This is a genomic window from Prevotella sp. P6B1, assembly GCF_000702825.1.
In the GTDB taxonomy this organism is placed as follows: domain Bacteria; phylum Bacteroidota; class Bacteroidia; order Bacteroidales; family Bacteroidaceae; genus Prevotella.
In genome coordinates this window covers 42,950-62,398 of record NZ_JNKF01000017.1, presented here as the reverse complement: position 1 = coordinate 62,398, position 19,449 = coordinate 42,950, and the positions used below count along the sequence as shown (strand labels likewise).

15 protein-coding genes are annotated in these 19,449 nt (G+C 50.7%); 7 read left to right on the top strand and 8 right to left on the bottom strand.

Going from position 1 to position 19,449, the window contains the following annotated elements; translation table 11 throughout:
- Positions 1 to 37 precede the first annotated feature (37 nt).
- Together T495_RS0114310 and T495_RS0114305 are read right to left on the bottom strand one after the other, a co-directional pair.
- A complete protein-coding gene (locus T495_RS0114310) occupies positions 38 to 919 on the bottom strand; it encodes a glycosyltransferase family 2 protein (RefSeq protein ID WP_033149172.1) in 882 nt (293 codons plus the stop codon).
- Positions 912 to 1,703 carry a glycosyltransferase family 2 protein gene (locus T495_RS0114305; RefSeq protein ID WP_033149171.1) on the bottom strand — a complete coding sequence of 264 codons (792 nt, stop codon included), beginning with the start codon at positions 1,701 to 1,703 and terminating at the stop codon, positions 912 to 914. Before T495_RS0114305 ends, T495_RS0114310 begins: the two co-directional genes overlap by 8 nt.
- A gap of 83 nt (positions 1,704 to 1,786) precedes the next feature.
- On the opposite strand from T495_RS0114305, the gene T495_RS0114300 reads away from it, so the two are divergent.
- Both T495_RS0114300 and T495_RS0114295 read left to right on the top strand, forming a co-directional pair.
- Entirely contained in the window at positions 1,787 to 2,170 is a 384-nt protein-coding gene (locus T495_RS0114300) for a GtrA family protein (protein WP_033149170.1), read from the top strand.
- A complete protein-coding gene (locus T495_RS0114295) occupies positions 2,167 to 3,288 on the top strand; it encodes a glycosyltransferase family 1 protein (RefSeq protein ID WP_033149169.1) in 1,122 nt (373 codons plus the stop codon). The genes T495_RS0114300 and T495_RS0114295 overlap by 4 nt, the downstream gene beginning before the upstream one ends.
- On the opposite strand, the gene T495_RS0114290 is transcribed toward T495_RS0114295, so the two are convergent.
- On the bottom strand, positions 3,272 to 5,197 hold the full coding sequence (locus tag T495_RS0114290; protein ID WP_033149168.1) for a helix-hairpin-helix domain-containing protein: 1,926 nt from the start codon (positions 5,195 to 5,197) through the stop codon (positions 3,272 to 3,274). The two genes, T495_RS0114295 and T495_RS0114290, sit on opposite strands and share 17 nt — an antisense overlap.
- A gap of 211 nt (positions 5,198 to 5,408) precedes the next feature.
- On the opposite strand from T495_RS0114290, the gene T495_RS0114285 reads away from it, so the two are divergent.
- The 5 genes from T495_RS0114285 (at position 5,409) to T495_RS0114265 (ending at position 11,699) form a co-directional block, all read left to right on the top strand.
- On the top strand, positions 5,409 to 5,945 hold the full coding sequence (locus T495_RS0114285; RefSeq protein WP_155993730.1) for a DUF4294 domain-containing protein: 537 nt from the start codon (positions 5,409 to 5,411) through the stop codon (positions 5,943 to 5,945).
- A gap of 70 nt (positions 5,946 to 6,015) precedes the next feature.
- Positions 6,016 to 7,914: a 1-deoxy-D-xylulose-5-phosphate synthase gene (dxs, locus tag T495_RS0114280; RefSeq protein WP_028903355.1), complete on the top strand. Its 1,899-nt coding sequence runs from the start codon at positions 6,016 to 6,018 to the stop codon at positions 7,912 to 7,914.
- Entirely contained in the window at positions 7,911 to 9,266 is a 1,356-nt protein-coding gene (trkA, locus tag T495_RS0114275) for a Trk system potassium transporter TrkA (RefSeq protein ID WP_028903354.1), read from the top strand. The genes dxs and trkA overlap by 4 nt, the downstream gene beginning before the upstream one ends.
- Entirely contained in the window at positions 9,260 to 10,717 is a 1,458-nt protein-coding gene (locus T495_RS0114270; protein WP_033149166.1) for a TrkH family potassium uptake protein, read from the top strand. Before trkA ends, T495_RS0114270 begins: the two co-directional genes overlap by 7 nt.
- A 28-nt stretch (positions 10,718 to 10,745) precedes the next feature.
- A complete protein-coding gene (locus tag T495_RS0114265) occupies positions 10,746 to 11,699 on the top strand; it encodes a type I phosphomannose isomerase catalytic subunit (protein ID WP_033149165.1) in 954 nt (317 codons plus the stop codon).
- Here T495_RS0114265 and T495_RS0114260 read toward each other — a convergent pair.
- The 5 genes from T495_RS0114260 to T495_RS0114240 form a co-directional block, all read right to left on the bottom strand.
- The gene (locus T495_RS0114260) at positions 11,682 to 12,683 is read right to left on the bottom strand and encodes a DUF4435 domain-containing protein (RefSeq protein WP_033149164.1); all 1,002 of its coding nucleotides are present in this window, start codon (positions 12,681 to 12,683) and stop codon (positions 11,682 to 11,684) included. The genes T495_RS0114265 and T495_RS0114260 overlap by 18 nt on opposite strands.
- Positions 12,684 to 12,713: 30 nt before the next feature.
- Positions 12,714 to 13,550 carry an AAA family ATPase gene (locus tag T495_RS0114255; RefSeq protein WP_033149163.1) on the bottom strand — a complete coding sequence of 279 codons (837 nt, stop codon included), beginning with the start codon at positions 13,548 to 13,550 and terminating at the stop codon, positions 12,714 to 12,716.
- Positions 13,551 to 13,578: 28 nt separating this feature from the next.
- Entirely contained in the window at positions 13,579 to 14,193 is a 615-nt protein-coding gene (locus T495_RS0114250) for an FKBP-type peptidyl-prolyl cis-trans isomerase (protein ID WP_051652083.1), read from the bottom strand.
- A 3-nt stretch (positions 14,194 to 14,196) separates the two neighbouring features.
- Positions 14,197 to 15,738 carry a glycine--tRNA ligase gene (locus T495_RS0114245; protein ID WP_028903349.1) on the bottom strand — a complete coding sequence of 514 codons (1,542 nt, stop codon included), beginning with the start codon at positions 15,736 to 15,738 and terminating at the stop codon, positions 14,197 to 14,199.
- A 126-nt stretch (positions 15,739 to 15,864) separates the two neighbouring features.
- The gene (locus T495_RS0114240) at positions 15,865 to 19,206 is read right to left on the bottom strand and encodes a carboxypeptidase regulatory-like domain-containing protein (RefSeq protein WP_033149162.1); all 3,342 of its coding nucleotides are present in this window, start codon (positions 19,204 to 19,206) and stop codon (positions 15,865 to 15,867) included.
- Positions 19,207 to 19,449: the final 243 nt, after the last annotated feature.

Here is a 19,449-nt window from a genome sequence, read left to right as displayed (position 1 = left end):
TATATGATAAATACAACATCATCAAAGTACCTTCTTTTTAGTCTTCCCAGATATTCCGGATCTTAACATCGCGGAAGATTGTGAGAGCCTTTTTAAACATACTTCTGGTCACATCCTTCTTAAGGGCCATTTTCGTATCGTTTTGACTATCCCATGGCTCACCACGTTGCAACACATCGCGCATAAACGAAGAGGAGGTGATACCCCACTTTCTCAAGAACTGTGTACTTCCATCATTTTTAACGATACGATGAGTTGACCGTGCCTCAAAATGATAGACACGACTTTTGTCGATACCTTTAAAGATTCTCACCCCCGCATGATAAAGTTTGGCTGAGAAATCAGGATCAGAATACATGCCTGGACTATACTCCACACTATAGCCTCCCACCAGGTCCCAGAGATCACGGTGTACAATATTAGGTGGCCATGTGGCACCTTTCCAGTCGCCATGCTTCAGAGTCTGATACTCACGCAACAATCGTTCCTCATCGAATGTATCCACGCTCTCGCCATAATTGGCAGGTGCAATCACACTCTTACAGAAGAACTTTCGAGGCTGTATGAGCGTTGAAGACAGGAAGAACATCTTATGTCCGATTGCCTTGATTTCCTCATAGAGCGCCTCGTCCCAGCCAGGACAAGTGTACATATCATCGTTCATGAACAGCACATAGTCCGTCGTCACCAATGGTCTGAGACCGTTCAGAGCATAACACACACCAATATTTTTCTCCGAATGGGTAAACTTCAGTCCTTCAGCCTTCACCCAGTCGAGTGTACCATCACTACCATCGTTTACATGAATCAGCAATTCATGCTCGTACGTTGAGTTCTTCTTGATACTCGCCACGCAGAGTTTCAGAAAATCCAGATTATTCCACGAAGGAATTAAAATAGAGAACAACGGTTTACCCATTTTTCTTTGATGATTTATCATTTCTAGTTCTTTTCTCGATAATCTTTGCTACTAACACAAACTGATAGAAGGCATCCATACCAGCATGCACCAATCCTGGCAACCCGTCACGGAAGCCCATTTTCAGGATATAATTACGAAAGAATCGCCAGACGGGTCTTCCAATCAGCGCACCTAAGCCATAATTCTTATCACCACGTTTCTGCCGTTCCCCATCAGTATAGGCATTGGTTTTTCGCACCAAGTCGCCAATGGTCTCATCAGCCAGATGAATAAAACGCACATGTCGCAGCGAGGCTGGAATCTTTTCAGTCCTCCCTTGCACTTTAGGAAAGGTATGCACATAAGGCGGCCACACCGTCCCTTCACGACGGAAGAAACGTAACTGATGGTCGTAGCTAAGACTTTTCGTATAGCGCCCCATAAAACGGTTCAGACGCGGTATATAAAGTCCGGCAGGACAATCCGGCTCTGCGATTCGGCGATACAGATAGTCACGCAACTCAGGTGTCACAATCTCATCGGCATCCACCACCAGTACCCATGGATAATCTGCCGACTGAATGGCAAACGTACGCGCAGGCTCCGCACTCTTATGGTCAGCCTTAGGGAAAGTCACAATCCTACAGCCATATTGCTGAGCAATATCAAGGGTCCTGTCAGAACTTTCCATGTCGCATACCACCACCTCGTCGAAGTCTTTGACAGCTTCAAGCACCTGTAACAAGTGCTCTTCCGCATTACGGGTATTGATGACTACCGATATCTTGTTTTGTTCGTTCATTGTGGCGCAAAGGTACAAAAAAAAAGCCAAACAACTGTATTTTCCGTAAAATATTCGTATCTTTGCAGCATATTTTTGCAAGAATGCTGAAAAAAGAGTCCATATCCGAGGCATTACGCTTCTGCGTGGTAGGCGTGGTGGCTACGGCCATTCACTATGGTATATACTGGTGGTTACAGCACCATATCGAGGTAAACATAGCCTATACTGTGGGCTATGTAGTGAGTTTTGTAGCCAACTATCTGCTATCGGCACACTATACCTTTCGTGAGCGCACCACAGCCCGTAATGGTATAGGATTTGTTGGCGCTCATGTGTGCAACTACCTGCTTCAGATTCTTTTGCTCAATGGTTTTCTCTGGCTTGGTCTGTCGCGTTCTCTGGCGCCGTTAGGTGTCTATGCCATCGCCGTACCAGTCAATTTCCTAATGATCCGTTTTGTATTTAAACACTTCCGCCGTTCATGAATTCATCTGCCCCACTGATAGGTATCGATGCCAAGCGCATTGTACGTAATGGCACAGGACTTGGTTCTTATGGCCGCACGTTGGTCAACGATCTGGCCCAGTATCCCCTACGCCTCAACCTCTATGCTCCCGATAAGGGATGCGATGACCTCCGCTCGCAAATCATCGCCCGCGAAAACATTACGTTTGTTTACCCCACCTCTCGCCACTTCAAGTCTTATTGGCGCAGCCGCGGCATCATTGCCGATCTTAAACGCGACGGCATCCAGCTGTATCATGGTCTTTCAGGCGAGCTCCCCATCGGCATCCGCCGCAGTGGCATCAAGAGTGTGGTCACCATCCACGACCTGATCTTCCTGCGTCATCCCGAATTCTATCATCCCATCGATGTGCAGATATACAAGTGGAAATTCCGTCAGACACTCCGCGAGGCCGACCATATCATCGCCATCAGCGAGTGTACAAAACGTGACATATTAGAATACGGTAGCGACCTCGTTTCCGAAGATCGCATCTCACTCATCTATCAGTCGTGTTCACCCCGTTTCGAGGCATCACCAATTGGCTCATCAGAAGACAATCAGCGCTATATACTCAGCGTGGGGTCTATCGAGGCACGTAAGAATGTGCTACAAGCAGTACAGGCCTTGCCATATCTGCCCGACGAAATATCACTGGTCATCGTGGGGCGCCACACGCCTTATACCGATCGCATATCAACTTGGGCCGAACAACATGGCGTAGCACACCGTGTACGTATTCTCCATGGCGTCAGCGATGCCGAACTGCCAGCCCTCTATGCAGGAGCCGAAGCATTTGTCTATCCCAGTGTCTACGAGGGTTTTGGCATCCCCATCATCGAGGCGGTTCGCTGTGGTCTGCCTGTGGTAGCATGCACAGGCTCTTGTCTCGAAGAGGCCGGCGGCCCCCACAATCTCTATGTCGCCCCAGGCGATGTGTTAGGCATGGCCGATGCCCTCCGTCGCTCGTTGAAAGGCGCCGAAGATCGCGAGCAGCGCATCCAACTCAGCCAGCAATACATTCACCGTTTCGACGGCAACGATGTGGCTGGCCAGGTGGTCCAGCTCTACGAACGACTGCTCAGGGCGTCCATCTGAGTTGCAGATCCAGATCTGTTTGAGCGGAGTGAGCTATCTGTTGATAGCCACTTCCTATCTGTCCTCGGTCAAAGTAATCAGTAACGCCCAGTTTAGCGGTCATTATCAGATGACGTCCTATTTGTGCGCGTGCCATCAACCAGTATCTTAGCCCCTCGCCATAAAACTGCTGCATCGTATAGGTATACAGCGGTCCATTTTCGTACAGATACACGCGACTATTATAGCTGTCTGTATGGAAATAGCCTGCACCAGCATTCAGTCGCAACCAATCACGAGTATAGGCCACGCTTTCACTTAGCATAGCCCCCAGTTCCGAGTCGGCCGTAGCGCAATAGCCACCATCCAATTGTGTCTTCACACTCAGCGACGCCGTAGCATACTCCGCACTCAATCGGGTACGGTGAGTTTTCTCCTTCATCCTCAGTCTGTAGCGTGCCGTCAACTTCCAACTGCCCGTAGTATGCAAACATTGTAACCAGTGATCCCAGGAGTAACTCGAAGTTGTTTCACCATATCTGACCCAAGGGAAATAGGCGTAGTCGGTATAAGCTGCGAGTTGCCATCGGGGTGATAGCTGCCAGTTTACACCAAGATATACCCCACTCTCGTTCTGTACCCGTCCACCATCACTATAGCTCTGGGCGTCGAGTGAGGTATATCGATAGCTATAGTAGCGCTGTAGTGCCATCACCTTGAGACCGTTGTTCATGGATAGGCTGATGGTGTTGATAGTGGCAATATGCCCCTGCTTATCCGTGGCCGTCTCGCCATGCAGGGTCCATTTCCGCCCTGTATAGCCGTAATCCACTCCCATGTTCAGAAAGTCAGTGCCAGCTGGCTTATAGTAATTGTACAATTGTGTCATATCGGGACTCAACGTTCTGTCCATATGAGTATAGAGTGCATGCAGACCTAAATGATACCGTCCAGCATCGTATCTCAGAGCGCCACCCGTTTTCAATACATGTAGATTGTGTTTCTTGGCCATTTCCGTCGCTGTACGATGATAGTCCGAAGTCAGTATCGTGCGTGCCGAGCCGTCGGCATTCAACGTAGCATCCATCGGTGCGTACGAAGCGAAGGCTGTAGTCCGCAGTCCATGCCCCAGATTGATGGTAGCACCAGCCCCCTGCAGACTGCCAACGGTTCGCGAAGCATGGGCTCGCAGCGTATTGGTGGTACGTCCCAGTTGCTGCAATATGGCAATCTTGCCCAGCGCAAAACTATTGTTCATCACCAGCCCCATGCCCATCGCTACCCGATAGCGTCCCAGCACGAGTGTCTCAACCACTCCCCGTCCTCGCATTTCCAGATAGGGTGCATAGTAGTCGTAGCCATACTTATTCTTGTTTGTAAAGAAAGGTTCTCCCGCATCTTGGGCTGCAACCAGTCCCAGTTTCAGCTGGTCGCCCTTTGACAACTGATAGCGCAGCCAATGGCGGTAGGGATAACCTAAATAACCGTTCTTATCACCCTGTCGCTCATAGCATGGCACGCGTAGACTCCCCGTCAGTTCATGATGCAGTCGAGACACCTTTTGAGACGCTTCGCCTACATAGAACAGGCACGTCATAAGCCGTCTTAGTGGCGGTTCTATCTCCCGTATCAATTGCAGCTCAGCCAGCGATTTCATTGCTCCATAGCGATGCCGATAAGCCATTAGCGCCTCCACCTGTTGTGCCGATAAGAAAGGGAGTGCCTCTAATTCCTCGCGTGTTGCCTGATTGATGTCAAGCGGATGCTGTGCCAAGTCACACAGCAGGTCGTAAGTCTGCTGCCAAGCTTCCGATTCCATATCTTCCGCAGTCATTACCTGATTCAAATACTGTTCCCAAGGTTGAGAGGTTCCTTGGGCATCTATACGTACAACAGAAAGGAGTAGTAGCACTAACAATAGCAGTCTCATGGGTTTATGTTATTTAATTGTTGTGGCAAAGATAATGATTATTTACGAAAATAAATACAAAAAGCACAAAAAAGTGAATGAGAATAGAAAAAATAGCATTACCTTTGCACCCGAAATGAGACAACATGCAATCATCGCATTACTCCTTTGTTCTTCCTGTGCGCTGGCCCAGGAGGAGCAGCGGTTGACCGCTGAGCAGGTGCTGGCGGAGATGGACTCACCCACCTTTGTGCCAACCGTCAAAGTGGGCAAGGTGCTTCACGAGGGCGACAGCATACAGTATATGGAGATGAACAATGTGTATGTGTATCCCCAGCTGACGTTTAAGAACAAACGACAGGCACAGCAGTATATGCGACTGGTGCAGAATGTTAAGAAAGTGCTACCCATAGCCAAGGAGGCACGTATGATGCTGATAGAGACAACGGAATATCTGGAGACGCTATCAAACGACAAGGAGAAGGCCGAGCATATGAAACGCGTAGAAGAAGACATTTTTAAAACCTACAAACCGAAAATGAAAAAACTGACCTACAGCCAAGGTAAGCTGCTGATAAAACTCATTGACCGCGAGTGCCACTCGAGCAGTTACGACATGATCAAAGCCTTTATGGGCCCCATCCGCGCAGGATTCTGGCAGGTGTTTGCCTGGGGATTCGGCGCCAGTCTGAAAAAAGAATACGACGCACAGGGTGTAGACCGTCTGACCGAACGCGTGGTACTCATGGTGGAGAGTGGACAGATTTGATTTTTCACGAATAAATTTTGTTTATTCATCAAAATTGTATAACTTTGCAGACGAAATAAATATCTATTGTGTGGAAAAAGCTGAGTTTAAGTTACTAAATAGAATCCAAACACCTCAGGATTTGAGAAAACTGCAGGTGGACGAACTACCACAGGTGTGCGACGAGCTGCGACGCGACATCATCGAAGAGGTAGCGGTAAACCCTGGCCACCTGGCTTCAAGTCTGGGTGTAGCCGAGATTACCGTGGCCCTACACTATGTGTACAACACACCAGAAGACCGCATCGTTTGGGACGTAGGACACCAAGCCTACGGACATAAGATACTGACAGGCAGAAAAGAACAGTTCTGCACCAACCGCAAACTGGGCGGCATCAAGCCTTTCCCATCGCCCGAAGAGAGTGAATACGACACCTTTGCCTGCGGCCATGCCAGCAATTCGGTATCGGCTGCCTTAGGTATGGCCGTGGCTGCTGAGTTAAAAGGAGAGAAGAAACGCCACGTGGTAGCGGTGATAGGCGACGGCGCACTGAGCGGCGGACTGGCCTTTGAGGGACTGAACAATGTATCGAGCAGTCCCAACGACCTGCTCATCATCCTGAACGACAACGACATGAGTATCGACCGTGCCGTGGGCGGCATGCAGAAATACCTGCTCAACCTGAGCACCAACGAATGTTATAACGCCTTTAAGTTTAAGGCCAACCGTTGGCTGAACCGCCACGGACTGATGAATGACGACCGTAAGAAAGGGCTCATCCGACTGACCAATGCCATGAAGAGCGCCATCTCACACCAACAGAACATCTTCGACGGCATGAATATCCAATACTTCGGTCCTTTCAACGGACACGACGTAAAGGAACTGGTACGTATCCTGAGCCAGTTGAAGGAGATGAGCGGTCCCAAGCTGCTACACCTGCACACCCAAAAGGGACATGGTTATGCGCCGGCAGAGAAGGATGTGACCATCTGGCACGCTCCAGGCAAATTCAATCCAGATACAGGTGAGCGCATCGTAGACAACGACCCTACTAAACCACAGAAATACCAAGACGTGTTCGGACATACGCTGCTGGAACTTGCTCAGCAGAATCCAAAGATTGTAGGCGTAACGCCTGCCATGCCCAGCGGCTGCTCGATGAATATCATGATGAAGGAGATGCCTGAGCGCACCTTCGACGTGGGTATCGCCGAGGGCCACGCCGTAACTTTCAGCGGCGGTATGGCTAAAGACGGGTTGCTGCCATTCTGTAATATTTACAGTGCCTTTGCACAGCGCGCATTCGATAATATCATACATGACGTGGCATTGCTGAACCTGAACGTAGTGTTCTGCTTTGACCGTGCCGGATTGGTGGGCGAAGACGGACCTACACACCATGGCGCCTTCGACTTGGCAGCCCTGAGACCTGTGCCCAATCTGACTATCTGCTCGCCACTCGACGAGCATGAGCTGCGACGACTGATGTACACGGCACAGTTGCCCAATAAGGGACCATTCGTGATACGCTACCCACGCGGTGGCGGTGAATTGCAGGACTGGCGCTGCCCATTAGAGGAGATCGAGGTAGGCACAGGACGCAAACTGCATGAAGGAAAGGATGTAGCCGTGCTGAGCATTGGTCCGATAGGCAACAACGTCACCCGCGCCATTGAGCAACTGTCAACTGACAATTGTCAGCTATCTATTGCACACTACGACATGCGATTCCTGAAACCTCTCGACGAGAAGATCCTCGAAGAGGTGGGACGTAACTTCAAACGCATCATCACTGTTGAGAACGGTGTAAAGCAAGGCGGATTAGGCAGTGCCGTATTAGAGTGGATGAACGATCACGGCTACACCCCAAGGGTACAACGATTAGGACTGCCCGACCACTTTGTGGAGCACGGTACCGTGAAGGAGCTGCAACACATCGTAGGCATCGACGAGGAAGGTATCAAAAAAGCTATACTGGAGAAATGAAGATTGTAATAGTAGGTGCAGGCGCCGTTGGAACACACCTGGCAAGATTGTTGTCGAGAGAGCATCAGGACTGCGTGCTGATAGATGCTGACGATGAACGTCTGGCAAAGATGAGCGAATATGACGTGATGACATACTGCGCATCGCCCACCAGCATCAAGGCACTGAAGGAGGCTGGCGTGCAGCATGCCGACCTGTTTGTAGGCGTAACGCCTGAGGAAAGCACCAATATCAATGCCTGTATTCTGGCACACGCTTTAGGTGCCAAGAAAACCGTGGCACGTATCGACAACTACGAGTACTTAGCACCCAACCTGCAGTCATTCTTCAAGAACTTAGGACTCGACTCACTCATCTATCCTGAGGTGCTGGCTGCCATCGACATTAACAACGGTCTGAAGCTGTCGTGGGTACGACAGCGCTGGGACGTACACGATGGCGCACTGACACTGTTGGGCGTAAAACTGAGAGAACAAGCCGAGATACTGAACCAGCCACTGAAAGACCTGTGCGGACCTGATGATCCCTATCACATCGTGGCTATCAAACGAGGCGGCGACACCATCATACCCAGCGGACTCGACGAACTGCGCGTGGGCGACCTGGCTTACTTCATGACCACCAAGAGCTATATTCCCTATATCCGCAAGATTGTGGGCAAGGAGCACTATACCGACGTGAAGAACGTGATCATGATGGGCGGCAGCAAGACCACCGTACGTGCGGCGCTGACCACCCCCGACTACATGCACGTGAAGATTATCGAGAAGGACGCCAAGCGCTGCGAACAGCTGAACGAGCTATTGGAGAATCAGGACACCATGGTGATTCACGGCGACGGACGCGACTTAGGACTGTTAGAGGAGGAAGGAATCCGCAATACACAGGCCTTCGTTGCACTGACAGAGAATGCCGAGACCAACATTCTGGCCTGTCTCACAGCCAAGAAGATGGGCGTACGCAAGACCGTGGCCATGGTTGAGAACCTGGACTACGTGAGCATGGCCGAGAGCTTGGACATCGGTACCATCATCAACAAGAAGACCATTGCCGCCAGCCATATCTACCAGATGCTACTGGATGCCGACGTAAACAACCTGCGCTCGCTGATGATGGTTGACAGCGAGGTGGCTGAGTTTACAGCTGCAGAGGACTCGAAGGTGACCAAGAAACCCGTGAAGGACTTAGGGCTGCCATTCGGAGTAACGATTGGTGGACTGGTACGCAAGGGACAGGGCATGCTGGTAAACGGAAACTCACAGATCGAGGCAGGCGACTCGGTGATGGTGTTCTGTCATGAGCAGAAATTAAACAACATAGAGAAATATTTCAAGAAGAATACGATATGGTAAACTTCCGTATCATCAGTAAGATCATAGGCTCACTGCTCTTCATCGAGGGACTGTTTCTCTCGCTGTGCGCCCTGATGTCGTTCCTCTATCATGAGGACGACCTGATGGCCTTTCTCGTATCGTTATTGGCAACTTTCGGTAGCGGTTTCTTCTTTATGTACCTGGGACGCGACTCCGACAACAGCCTGAACCGTAGAGATGCCTACCTGCTGGTGACTGCTGCCTGGGCGGTATTCTCGTTCTTCGGCATGCTTCCCTTCCTGACACACGGCTGCATCACGAATATCACAGATGCCTTCTTCGAATCCACTTCAGGCTTCACCACTACAGGCGCCTCGATTATCGACGACGTAGAGATACTGCCCCACGCCATCCTTTTCTGGCGATCGCTGACACAATGGATTGGCGGCTTGGGAATCGTATTCTTCACTATCGCCATCCTCCCGTCGCTGGTAGGTGGTAGCGTCAAGGTGTTTGCTGCCGAGGCTACCGGACCTATCAAGGCAAAGATGCACCCACGACTGACCACCACTGCCAAGTGGATCTGGAGTATCTATGTGATTCTCACCTTGGCATGCGGACTGGCATACTGGGCTGCCGGCATGAACTGGTTTGAGGCACTAAACTACTCGATGACCACTACAGCCACTGGCGGATTTGCTATACACAACGAGAGCACGGAGTACTTCCACTCACCCACTATCGACTACATCTCGATCACGTTCCAGTTCCTATCGGGTATCAACTTCACCTTATTATATATCAGCATCATCAAGATGCGCGTAAAGGCCCTCTTTACCAACTCAGAGTTCAAACTCTATCTCGGTATGGTGGTAGGCGCTACCCTTTGGATCATGTATCTGCTCCTGACGCGTATGGACTACGACCTGGAGCACGCTTTCCGTAGTGCTCTGTTCCAAGTAGTATCGTTCATTACCACCACAGGTATGTTCAACGAGGATGCCGGCACCTGGCCCCATATCACATGGGTCATCTTAGGCGTGGTGATGTACTTAGGCGCCTGTGCTGGTAGTACCAGTGGCGGATTCAAGTGCATCAGAGGCGTGATGCTGCTGAAGGTGATCCGCAACAACTTTCGCCAGATACTGCACCCCAACGCCATACTGCCCGTGAAGATCAACGGCATCAGCATTCCACAATCGAAGCTGGTGGCGCTATTCGCCTTCTTCACACTGACCATGCTCATGACACTCGTCACCGCCACCATCATGATTGTGGCAGGTATCGATAATACAAATGCTATCACCATAGCCCTCAGCTGTGTAAGCAATGTCGGCCCCACCCTCGGCACACAGATTGGTCCCGTCATGTCGTGGTCAGTCCTACCCGAGTATATCAAGTGGATTCTCTGTCCGCTGATGCTGATGGGACGTCTGGAAATCATGACGGTACTGGTGCTGTTTACACCCAGCTTCTGGAAAGAAAATTAAACTAACAACTATTATTATAACGAGAACAATGTACAAATTTGAACCACTGCTTAAGCAGACGCTCTGGGGAGGCGACAAGATTATCCCCTTTAAGAACTTAAAAGATCAACTGGAAAACGTAGGCGAAAGCTGGGAGATTTCAGGTGTTAACAACAATGAGACCATCGTAGCCGAAGGACCTGACAAAGGTAAGAGTCTGAACGAACTGGTACGCGAGCAGAAAGGCCAACTGGTGGGCGAAGACAACTACCAGCGCTTTGGCGACGAGTTCCCATTACTCATCAAATTTATCGACGCACGTCAGGATCTGAGCATACAGGTACACCCCACCGACGAGATAGCCCACCGCCAAGGCAAGAGTCGTGGCAAGACCGAGATGTGGTATGCCTTGGAGTCAACACCGGGCGCACAACTCTACAACGGACTGAAGCAGCAGATCACACCCGATCAGTACAAGCAGATGGTAGCTAACGATACCATCACAGATGCATTAGCTCGCTACGAGGTGAGCGAGGGCGACGTGTTCTTCATCCCTGCAGGACGTATCCATGCCATTGGCGCTGGCTGTTTTGTGGCTGAGATCCAGCAGACCAGCGACGTGACCTACCGTATCTACGACTTCAAGCGCAAGGATAAGAACGGCAACTATCGTGAGTTGCACACCGAACTGGCGGCTGAGAGCATCGACTACACCGTACTGCCCAACTACCGTACCGAATACGAGCGCACCAAGAATGTGGGTGTACAAGTGGCTACATGTCCCTATTTCACCACAGCCGTGTACGACCTGACTGAGCCCATGACGCTTGACTACTCAGAGCTCGACTCGTTTGTCATCCTGATTGCAGTCAAGGGCGAGGGCACCATCAAGGCTGATGGCGAGGCAACCACCTTCCGTATGGGCGACACCATCCTGCTGCCAGCGACTACTGGCGAAGTCAAGATCGAGGGCGAAGTAAAGTTCTTAGAGACGTTCGTCTAAATACTGACGGATGTCGGATTGCAGGCGTTGGAATTGTTCGCAACTCATGTAGCCCGTATTTTTCTTAAGCATCGACTTAATGTCCTGCAGCGAGTTTTCGTAGCAGGACATTTCATTTCGCTTCTGCGTACGATGAGCCACTGCATGATAGATCTCGTTCTGGCGCTCCTGGCGCAGCTGGTTACACACCTTCGACAGCATGGGCGACACCACGGTATCAAACAGATGGTGTCCCTGTATATATAAATAGGTGGTCTGTGGCGTTACCCCCAGAGCACGGATATCGTCCTTGGTCTGCAGATATTCATCCTTGGCATCTGGGAACAGGCGCTGCAGTTCGTTGACCTTGGTGCGCACCTTGTGCTTCAACTTGTTGATAGAGGTAGCAGGATTCTGCACACTGAATCCGCCTGGATCGGCTATCCGACAGAAGTCGGTGATGGAGAACCTGGGGTAGTTGCCATTGCGATACACCATGATACTCCACACAAACAGCGGGAAGATGGCCTCGGAGAACTGCTGGAAATAGTCGCGGAAATCGAAGATACGATGGTCGTTGAGCGTCACTGACACACAGACATTATGCAACGAAGGGGCATAGCACTGGTAGTTCTCGATGGCATACACGTAGGTATGGAATACATACGGACTCTCTAACACACGACGCGACTGGTGGGTGCGCCCCTGAATAAGATAATCGTAGTCGGCATCCACACAAGCTATCATATCACGCCCCAGCGGCTCGCCTTCAAGGAAGTTCATCAGGACTGACTTCTTACCACGTGTAAGGTTGATTTTCGAGGGCAGCATCACCTCGAAATAGCGCTTATCATTCTCGAAATCAGAGAGTACCGTTCGCCAGAAGTAGATATCATCATAGCTCTCGACATAGGCCACTATCCTACGTCGTGCCATCTTGGAGGTCAGTGCATTGGCCGCCTCGAAATACTTGCTATTCAGATTATCCCTCAGCCTATTTGGCATAATTGTCAATTATCAATCATCAATTGTCAATTAGACCGTGATATCGCTCACTTCAGTTACGGAGTCAACCCAGCCATTCATGACGATAGCAGGCGAATGGGTGGTGAGGATAATCTGTACGTTGGGATTCAGTTCGATACAGAGATCCACAAGGCGTTTCTGCCACTCGAAATGCAGCGATACCTCAGGCTCGTCCATAAACAGCACATAAGGCTCGTTATCCTCCACCAACACGGTGAGCAGGATAGCTAACATCTGCTTCTCGCCACTCGACAGTTGGTAGGGCAACAGCACCTCGCCAATCTGCGTGAAGCGGAGCTCGTTCTCTGTACGGATAATTTTCTTGCCAGTATCGCGAAACAACTCGTCGACGATATCCTGGAAGCGTGTCTTTTTCTGTGATAGTTTCTGGGCAGCATCGGCATTACCAGCCTGCAGCTGTTCGATAATGCGATTGCCTATATTCACCTGATAGTCCAGGTATTTGCGCTGGAGGTTGTACAACTGGATGTCGAGCAGCGAACCACCACCCACACCCGCAAGCGCAGAGAGTGCCTGACGGAGGAAGCCCTCGCCCTCAGCAAGCGACTGCTGCAGGTTGGAGTCGAGCGAGCGGATCATGTCGTAACGAATCCACTTGGCATCCTCGGGCACCACATCCAAGCGTACTCCCTTCAACATGTGTGAGGGGAACTCGCCGCCAGCGGCCAATCCCTTCACCACCTTGTTGAGGATAGTACTCTTACCCACACCGTTAATGCCACTCAGGATGTTCACCTGACGGTTTAGCTCCCACACAATGTGTTTCTTCCCGCTCCACAGCGAGTCGATCTCGATGCGTTTAATGTAATCGGCATATTTAGGCATAGGCAATGGGTATTAAAAGATGATAACCTTATTCGATATCAATAACGCGCGACTTCATAGGCTGGCGTTTCTCACCTGGATGCCAGAAGTCGTAGAGGGCAATTTCGAATACCAGGTTGGTGTAGCCTGGAATACTATTGTAGGCACTGGCACCATAGCCCAGCGTATAGGGGATACGAACACGCCAGCGATCGCCAATATGCATGTGCTGCAGGGCTGTTGAGAAGCCATCCACCCACGACTGGTCATCAGCGGTATCGGCACGATCCCAAGAAAAATCCTTCTGTGTATAAGTCTGGGCGAAGACCAATCCTTCCGGATAGGATGTGGTGGGGATGTAATGTCCACGATAAGCCACACGGCAGGTATCAGTATAGAGTGGCGACTCTGTACCCTCGCCTTCCTCAAGCACCTCTACATAGATATAGTCGGAGTTGGTCAAGCCCTGAGCCGTAGCATCCTTGGTATAAGTCAGAATCTTCTGATAGCTGGTGTTCTTGGCCCACTCAGTGATGACAGCCTCGTTCTTCTGCTCCCAGTTACCGAACTCATCTTCCTCAGTAGTATCTTCGCTGCACGATGATACCATCCCCACAAGTGGGAACAGTATCACGCTCAGCAATATGTATTTCCAATTCTTCATTGTTTACTGGAGTTTCTTCAGCAATGATGCGATGCTCACCTTATCCTCGATGATAGAGTTCAGATCGCTGATGTTCACACGCTCCTGCTCCATAGTGTCGCGGAAACGCAGAGTTACCTTACCATCGGTGAGGGTGTCGTGATCGACTGTTACGCAGTAAGGCGTACCGATGGCATCCTGACGACGATAACGCTTTCCGATAGAATCCTTCTCATCGTACTGGCAGTTGAAGTGGAACTTCAGCTGGTCGATGATCTCACGTGCCTTCTCGGGCAGACCGTCCTTCTTAACCAGAGGCATCACAGCACACTTAACAGGAGCCAGAGCTGCGGGCAACTTCAGTACGGTACGTGTCTCACCATTCTCGAGCTTCTCCTCCTCGAAGGCGTGGCACATGATGCTCAGGAACATACGATCGACACCGATAGAAGTCTCGATAACGTATGGAGTATAGCTCTCGTTGGTCTGAGGATCGAAGTACTTGATGCTCTTGCCAGAGAACTTCTCGTGCTGCGAGAGGTCGAAGTTGGTACGAGAGTGGATACCCTCAACCTCCTTGAAGCCGAATGGCATCTTAAACTCGATATCGGTAGCAGCGTTGGCATAGTGAGCCAGCTTGTCGTGGTCGTGGAAACGATAGTTCTCAGCGCCGAAGCCCAGAGCCTGGTGCCACTTCATACGGGTCTCCTTCCACTTGGGGAACCACTCGAGCTCTGTACCAGGCTGTACGAAGAACTGCATCTCCATCTGCTCAAACTCACGCATACGGAAGATGAACTGACGGGCTACAATCTCGTTACGGAAAGCCTTACCGATCTGTGCGATACCGAAAGGAATCTTCATACGACCGGTCTTCTGCACGTTCAGGTAGTTCACGAAGATACCCTGAGCAGTCTCAGGACGCAGGTAAACCTTCATTGAGGCATCGGCGCTGGCACCCATCTCGGTAGCAAACATCAGGTTGAACTGACGCACATCGGTCCAGTTCTTGGTACCGCTGATAGGATCCACAATCTCCTCGTCGAGGATAATCTGCTTGAGGGCCTCGAGATCCGGTCCCTGCATAGCCTCAGCATAGCGGGCGTGCAGGTTGTCGCGCTTCTCCTTGGTCTCCTTCACGCGCTCGCTGGTCTCCATGTACTTAGCCTCGTCGAAGCTGTCGCCGAAACGCTTGCGAGCCTTCTCCACTTCCTTCTGGATCTTCTCGTCGTACTTGGCAATCTGGTCCTCGATGAGCACGTCAGCGCGATAACGCTTCTTAGAGTCACGGTTGTCGATCAAGGGATCGTTGAAAGCATCCACGTGTCCTGACGCTTTCCATATGGTGGGGTGCATAAAGATGGCGCTATCGATACCAACGATGTTCTCGTGAAGCATCGTCATAGCCTTCCACCAGTACTGCTTAATGTTATTCTTCAACTCTACACCGTTCTGTCCATAATCGTAAACGGCTCCTAAACCATCGTAAATCTCACTTGAGGGGAATACAAAGCCATACTCCTTACAGTGGCTTACGATCTTCTTAAATACATCTTCTTGTGCCATAATAAACGTTTATTTTGCTATTTTGGGTGCAAAGATACACAAATAAATCGAGAATTGTTCATGGTGGATTGATAATTAACAAAAAATCAGAGAAAATCCCCGCCATCTGGCGAGGATTAATCTCTGTTAATTAAAGAGATAGCGTATCGTGAACATAATCTGATAAGTAGACTGCAGCCCCAGGAAGTCAGTATAGGTGTGCAGATGGCGCTCGCCATTAACCGTGTTATAGGTGTATTTTCCCTTACTGTACGAGAGCAGCGCTGTTTCGCTTATCTGCTTGTAGAGGCCCCACTTCTTGTTGAGGAGATTAGGCAGGTTCAGGATATCGACGCCTAACTGCAGAGTGTGCTTGGTCTTACCGAAGTCGAGACTCATATCATGCTGGAACTTGAAGTCGATCTGATGGTGCCAAGGCATCTTGGCGCCACCACGCTCAGCATACTGACCTGTGCGATGCTTCAGATAGTCGTCCTGCTGGATATAAGCCCAGAAGTCGTCGCGCTGCATATCGGCAGTATATACCTGATGGCCATCATATACGCTCTCGGCGAAATCCCAACTGTCGAGTTCCTTACGCGAGGCAGGCACATAGATCAGGTTGGCAGGCGCCAAGGCATCGTTGTTCACATTTGCCGAGAAGATATAGCTGTAACGGCTGAAGGCATACTCGGTCAGGAAGCCATACTGGTAGCCATCGTAGATGAGCGAGAAGTGCGAGCTGGCACGCTTCGACTCCTTGAGGGTATAGCTGGCTGAGAGCAGCAAGCGGTTAGGCGCCACATAGGTGGCATAGCCCATCTCGTTGTCGTTAACCGCATTCACCGAATTGCGGTAGTTGTTATAGGCCGAAGCCACCTGGTTGCCGATACCATCGGTATAGGTCTTGGCTCTCGACAGGGTGTAACTTCCCGAGAGATCGAGACCGAAGTCGAACTTCTTGCGCAGCTGGGCTGTCAGCGACAGATAGTAGGCCTTATGACCAGCGTTCTCGAGCACGTAGGCCGAGTAGTTGGGATTATAGTACGACATACTGTGGCGCACATCGCCATGCCCTAAGTCGATGGTAGAATGCCCGTCCCAGTAGATATCGCGATTGGCCACCACCACAGGGTTGATATCACGGTTGTAGATTCCCTCGATGGTGAAGTCGATATCGCCAGGCAGTTTGGCATCGAGTGCCAACGAGGTCTTCCACGTCTTGGGCATACGCAGATTGTCGCTCAGAATCGTAGCGCTGCTGGGGATAGATACCTTACTTTTAGCTTTAATCTGCTGCAGCATATCCTGCTGACTGGTAGTAAAAGTGGGAATACCTTCCGGATTTTTTTGCGAGGCGATATACGAGGTCTGTCCCATACCCGAGTTGCCCACTGCCGAGATGAGCCATACGAACGGTAGGCGACCTACGAAGATACCCGAGCCGCCACGCAGTATCAGGTTTCGCTCGCCTGTGATATCCCAGTTGAATCCCACACGCGGCGAGAACGATATGCTGGCCTTGGGCACATTATCCGTACGGAAGTGCTGTCCGCCAAAGTAGTTCTTGTCTGTAGGCGGCAGATCGCCCAAGTCATAGTATTCCTTATTGAAATTATTCTTCAGACTGGGATAAGATGGCAGCTCGAAGCGCACACCTAACGACATACGGAAACGATCGGAAATACTCCAATTGTCCTGCAGATAGAGCGACCACTGGTTGGTGCTCATCTTAGCTACGAAGTGAGAGTGGTCGTCGCCATTGCCGTAGGTGATACCAAACAGGCGGGTATGCTCGAGGGTAAACACGCTCTTCCAGTCGCCAGCAGCCACTTGTTCGGGAGTAGCTTCAAAGGCATAATAGCCGGCACCAGCCTGGGCATAGCCGTTAGCAGCCCAATCGTTCTCGAACTGCAAGCCACCAAACAGGTTGTGCTTACCCAACTGGATGTTCACCTCGTCGGTAATCACGGTATTCTTAGTCTGCGCCACATTGCCATAGGTAAACAGGTCGCCAGTCAGCGCCCAGTAAGGATAGTGGCCCTGATTGTCGCTCATCACGATTTCAACCACAGGCACACCTACGCCATACTCGTTGCTACGCGGCTGGTCCTGATACGAATAGGTGCCACGCAGGGTGTTGTGCAACTTGCCGAACTTACTATTCAACTCGGCAGCTACCGAGGTGAAGCGGAACTCGGTCATATACCTGCTGGAGAGCGACGACATGCCGTAGTCGGTATTGCCACCATACGAGTTCTGATTGCCACCATATATAATAGAGGTGCGATTGCTGCCGATGCTGCGTGAGGCCGAAGCAGGATTCGACTCCTTGCGGTTCGACTTCGTGAAGCGTACGTTCAGCTTATGATTCTCGTTGATGTTCCAGTCGATACGGGCCAGAATACGATAGGCAGGCGTCTTCAGATGATAGTCCTGCCAAGGACCTGTGGTAATGCCGTAGGTGTCCTGCAAGAACTTCGACAGACTCTCCAGCTCGCCAATCCTCGGACGACGGTTGATAGCCGAATAAGATGCAGAAGACGTAGCATCAGTACTTGCCAACACTGCCGGACCAGCCGTCACGTTATCCTCGTACTCACCGTTAATAAAGAAGAAGAGCTTATCCTTGATGATAGGACCACCGAAGCTCAAGCCGAAGGTGCTGTTATGCCCCTCGGATACTGGCAGTTCGGCATTGCGGATTTTCTTACCCTTCAGATCTGAACTGGTCAGGAACGTATAGGCCATACCCTTAAAGGTATTGGTACCGCTCTTGGTGACAGCGTTCACACCACCACCTGTAAATCCACTCTGGCGCACATCGTAAGGCGTCACCGAAACCGTCATCTGGTCGAGCGCCTCGAGCGAGATAGGCGTGCCACCGCCAGGCAGCGGACTGGGCTCCATACCAAACGAGTCGTTGAACGAGGCACCATCGATAGTCACAAACGACTGGCGATAGTTTCCACCACCGATAGCCATACCGCTGGCCGAGCTCGACTGTGGTGTCATCTTCATGATATCAAGCATAGAGCGGCCGATGTTAGGTACAGCAGCCATCTGCTGGGCGTTCAGATTTGTCACGGCGCCACTGCGGTCAGAGCGCATCGTGTTGTTGGCCTTTGCCGTCACTACGATTTCCTGAATCAGCTCCGTTCCTTCGCTCAGCGTGGCATCTACCACAGCGTTCTGTCCCAGCATCAGCTGGATATCGGTAAACTTAGCTGTCTGGAATCCGATATACGATATTTCCACCTCGTAAGGGCCACCCGCTTTCATGCCAGTTATCGAGTAGTGGCCCTCGATATTTGTCACAGCACGATAGATGGCTCCCGATGGCACATGCTTGGCCGAAACGGTAGCGCCGATAGCCTCCTCGCCATCAGCCATCACCACGCCAGTAATACCCGACGTAGTAACCTGAGCCACAACAGAAATCGTGAATATCAGAAGGGTCAATAGCAATGTAGATAGTCTTTTCATCATTCGAACCGGTTTTTCGTTTATACTATTGCGGCAAAGATACAAAAATATTTGATAGGATGCAAGTTTTTAGGTCAAAAGTTTAAGATTGTATTCATTTCAGCGCCAATACTCCCGTTAAAGGACTGCAGTCCTGGCGTCAAAGGACTGGAGTACTGCAGTAAGAGGACTGGCGTACTACCAAAAGAGGACTGGAAACAAGAAAAAGTGAGAGGTTAAGGGAGAGGTTGAGTGAGAGGTTAAGCA

What these genes read in the sequence shown, in the direction of transcription:
- T495_RS0114305 (WP_033149171.1), bottom strand. Translation starts at nt 1,703, where the DNA reads ATGAACGAACAAAACAAGATATCGGTAGTCATCAATACCCGTAATGCG.
- T495_RS0114240 (WP_033149162.1), bottom strand. Translation starts at nt 19,206, where the DNA reads ATGATGAAAAGACTATCTACATTGCTATTGACCCTTCTGATATTCACG.
- T495_RS0114285 (WP_155993730.1), top strand. Translation starts at nt 5,409, where the DNA reads ATGGACTCACCCACCTTTGTGCCAACCGTCAAAGTGGGCAAGGTGCTT.
- T495_RS0114270 (WP_033149166.1), top strand. Translation starts at nt 9,260, where the DNA reads ATGGTAAACTTCCGTATCATCAGTAAGATCATAGGCTCACTGCTCTTC.
- T495_RS0114260 (WP_033149164.1), bottom strand. Translation starts at nt 12,683, where the DNA reads ATGCCAAATAGGCTGAGGGATAATCTGAATAGCAAGTATTTCGAGGCG.
- T495_RS0114250 (WP_051652083.1), bottom strand. Translation starts at nt 14,193, where the DNA reads ATGAAGAATTGGAAATACATATTGCTGAGCGTGATACTGTTCCCACTT.
- T495_RS0114245 (WP_028903349.1), bottom strand. Translation starts at nt 15,738, where the DNA reads ATGGCACAAGAAGATGTATTTAAGAAGATCGTAAGCCACTGTAAGGAG.
- T495_RS0114255 (WP_033149163.1), bottom strand. Translation starts at nt 13,550, where the DNA reads ATGCCTAAATATGCCGATTACATTAAACGCATCGAGATCGACTCGCTG.
- trkA (WP_028903354.1), top strand. Translation starts at nt 7,911, where the DNA reads ATGAAGATTGTAATAGTAGGTGCAGGCGCCGTTGGAACACACCTGGCA.
- T495_RS0114295 (WP_033149169.1), top strand. Translation starts at nt 2,167, where the DNA reads ATGAATTCATCTGCCCCACTGATAGGTATCGATGCCAAGCGCATTGTA.
- T495_RS0114265 (WP_033149165.1), top strand. Translation starts at nt 10,746, where the DNA reads ATGTACAAATTTGAACCACTGCTTAAGCAGACGCTCTGGGGAGGCGAC.
- T495_RS0114290 (WP_033149168.1), bottom strand. Translation starts at nt 5,197, where the DNA reads ATGAGACTGCTATTGTTAGTGCTACTACTCCTTTCTGTTGTACGTATA.
- T495_RS0114300 (WP_033149170.1), top strand. Translation starts at nt 1,787, where the DNA reads ATGCTGAAAAAAGAGTCCATATCCGAGGCATTACGCTTCTGCGTGGTA.
- T495_RS0114310 (WP_033149172.1), bottom strand. Translation starts at nt 919, where the DNA reads ATGGGTAAACCGTTGTTCTCTATTTTAATTCCTTCGTGGAATAATCTG.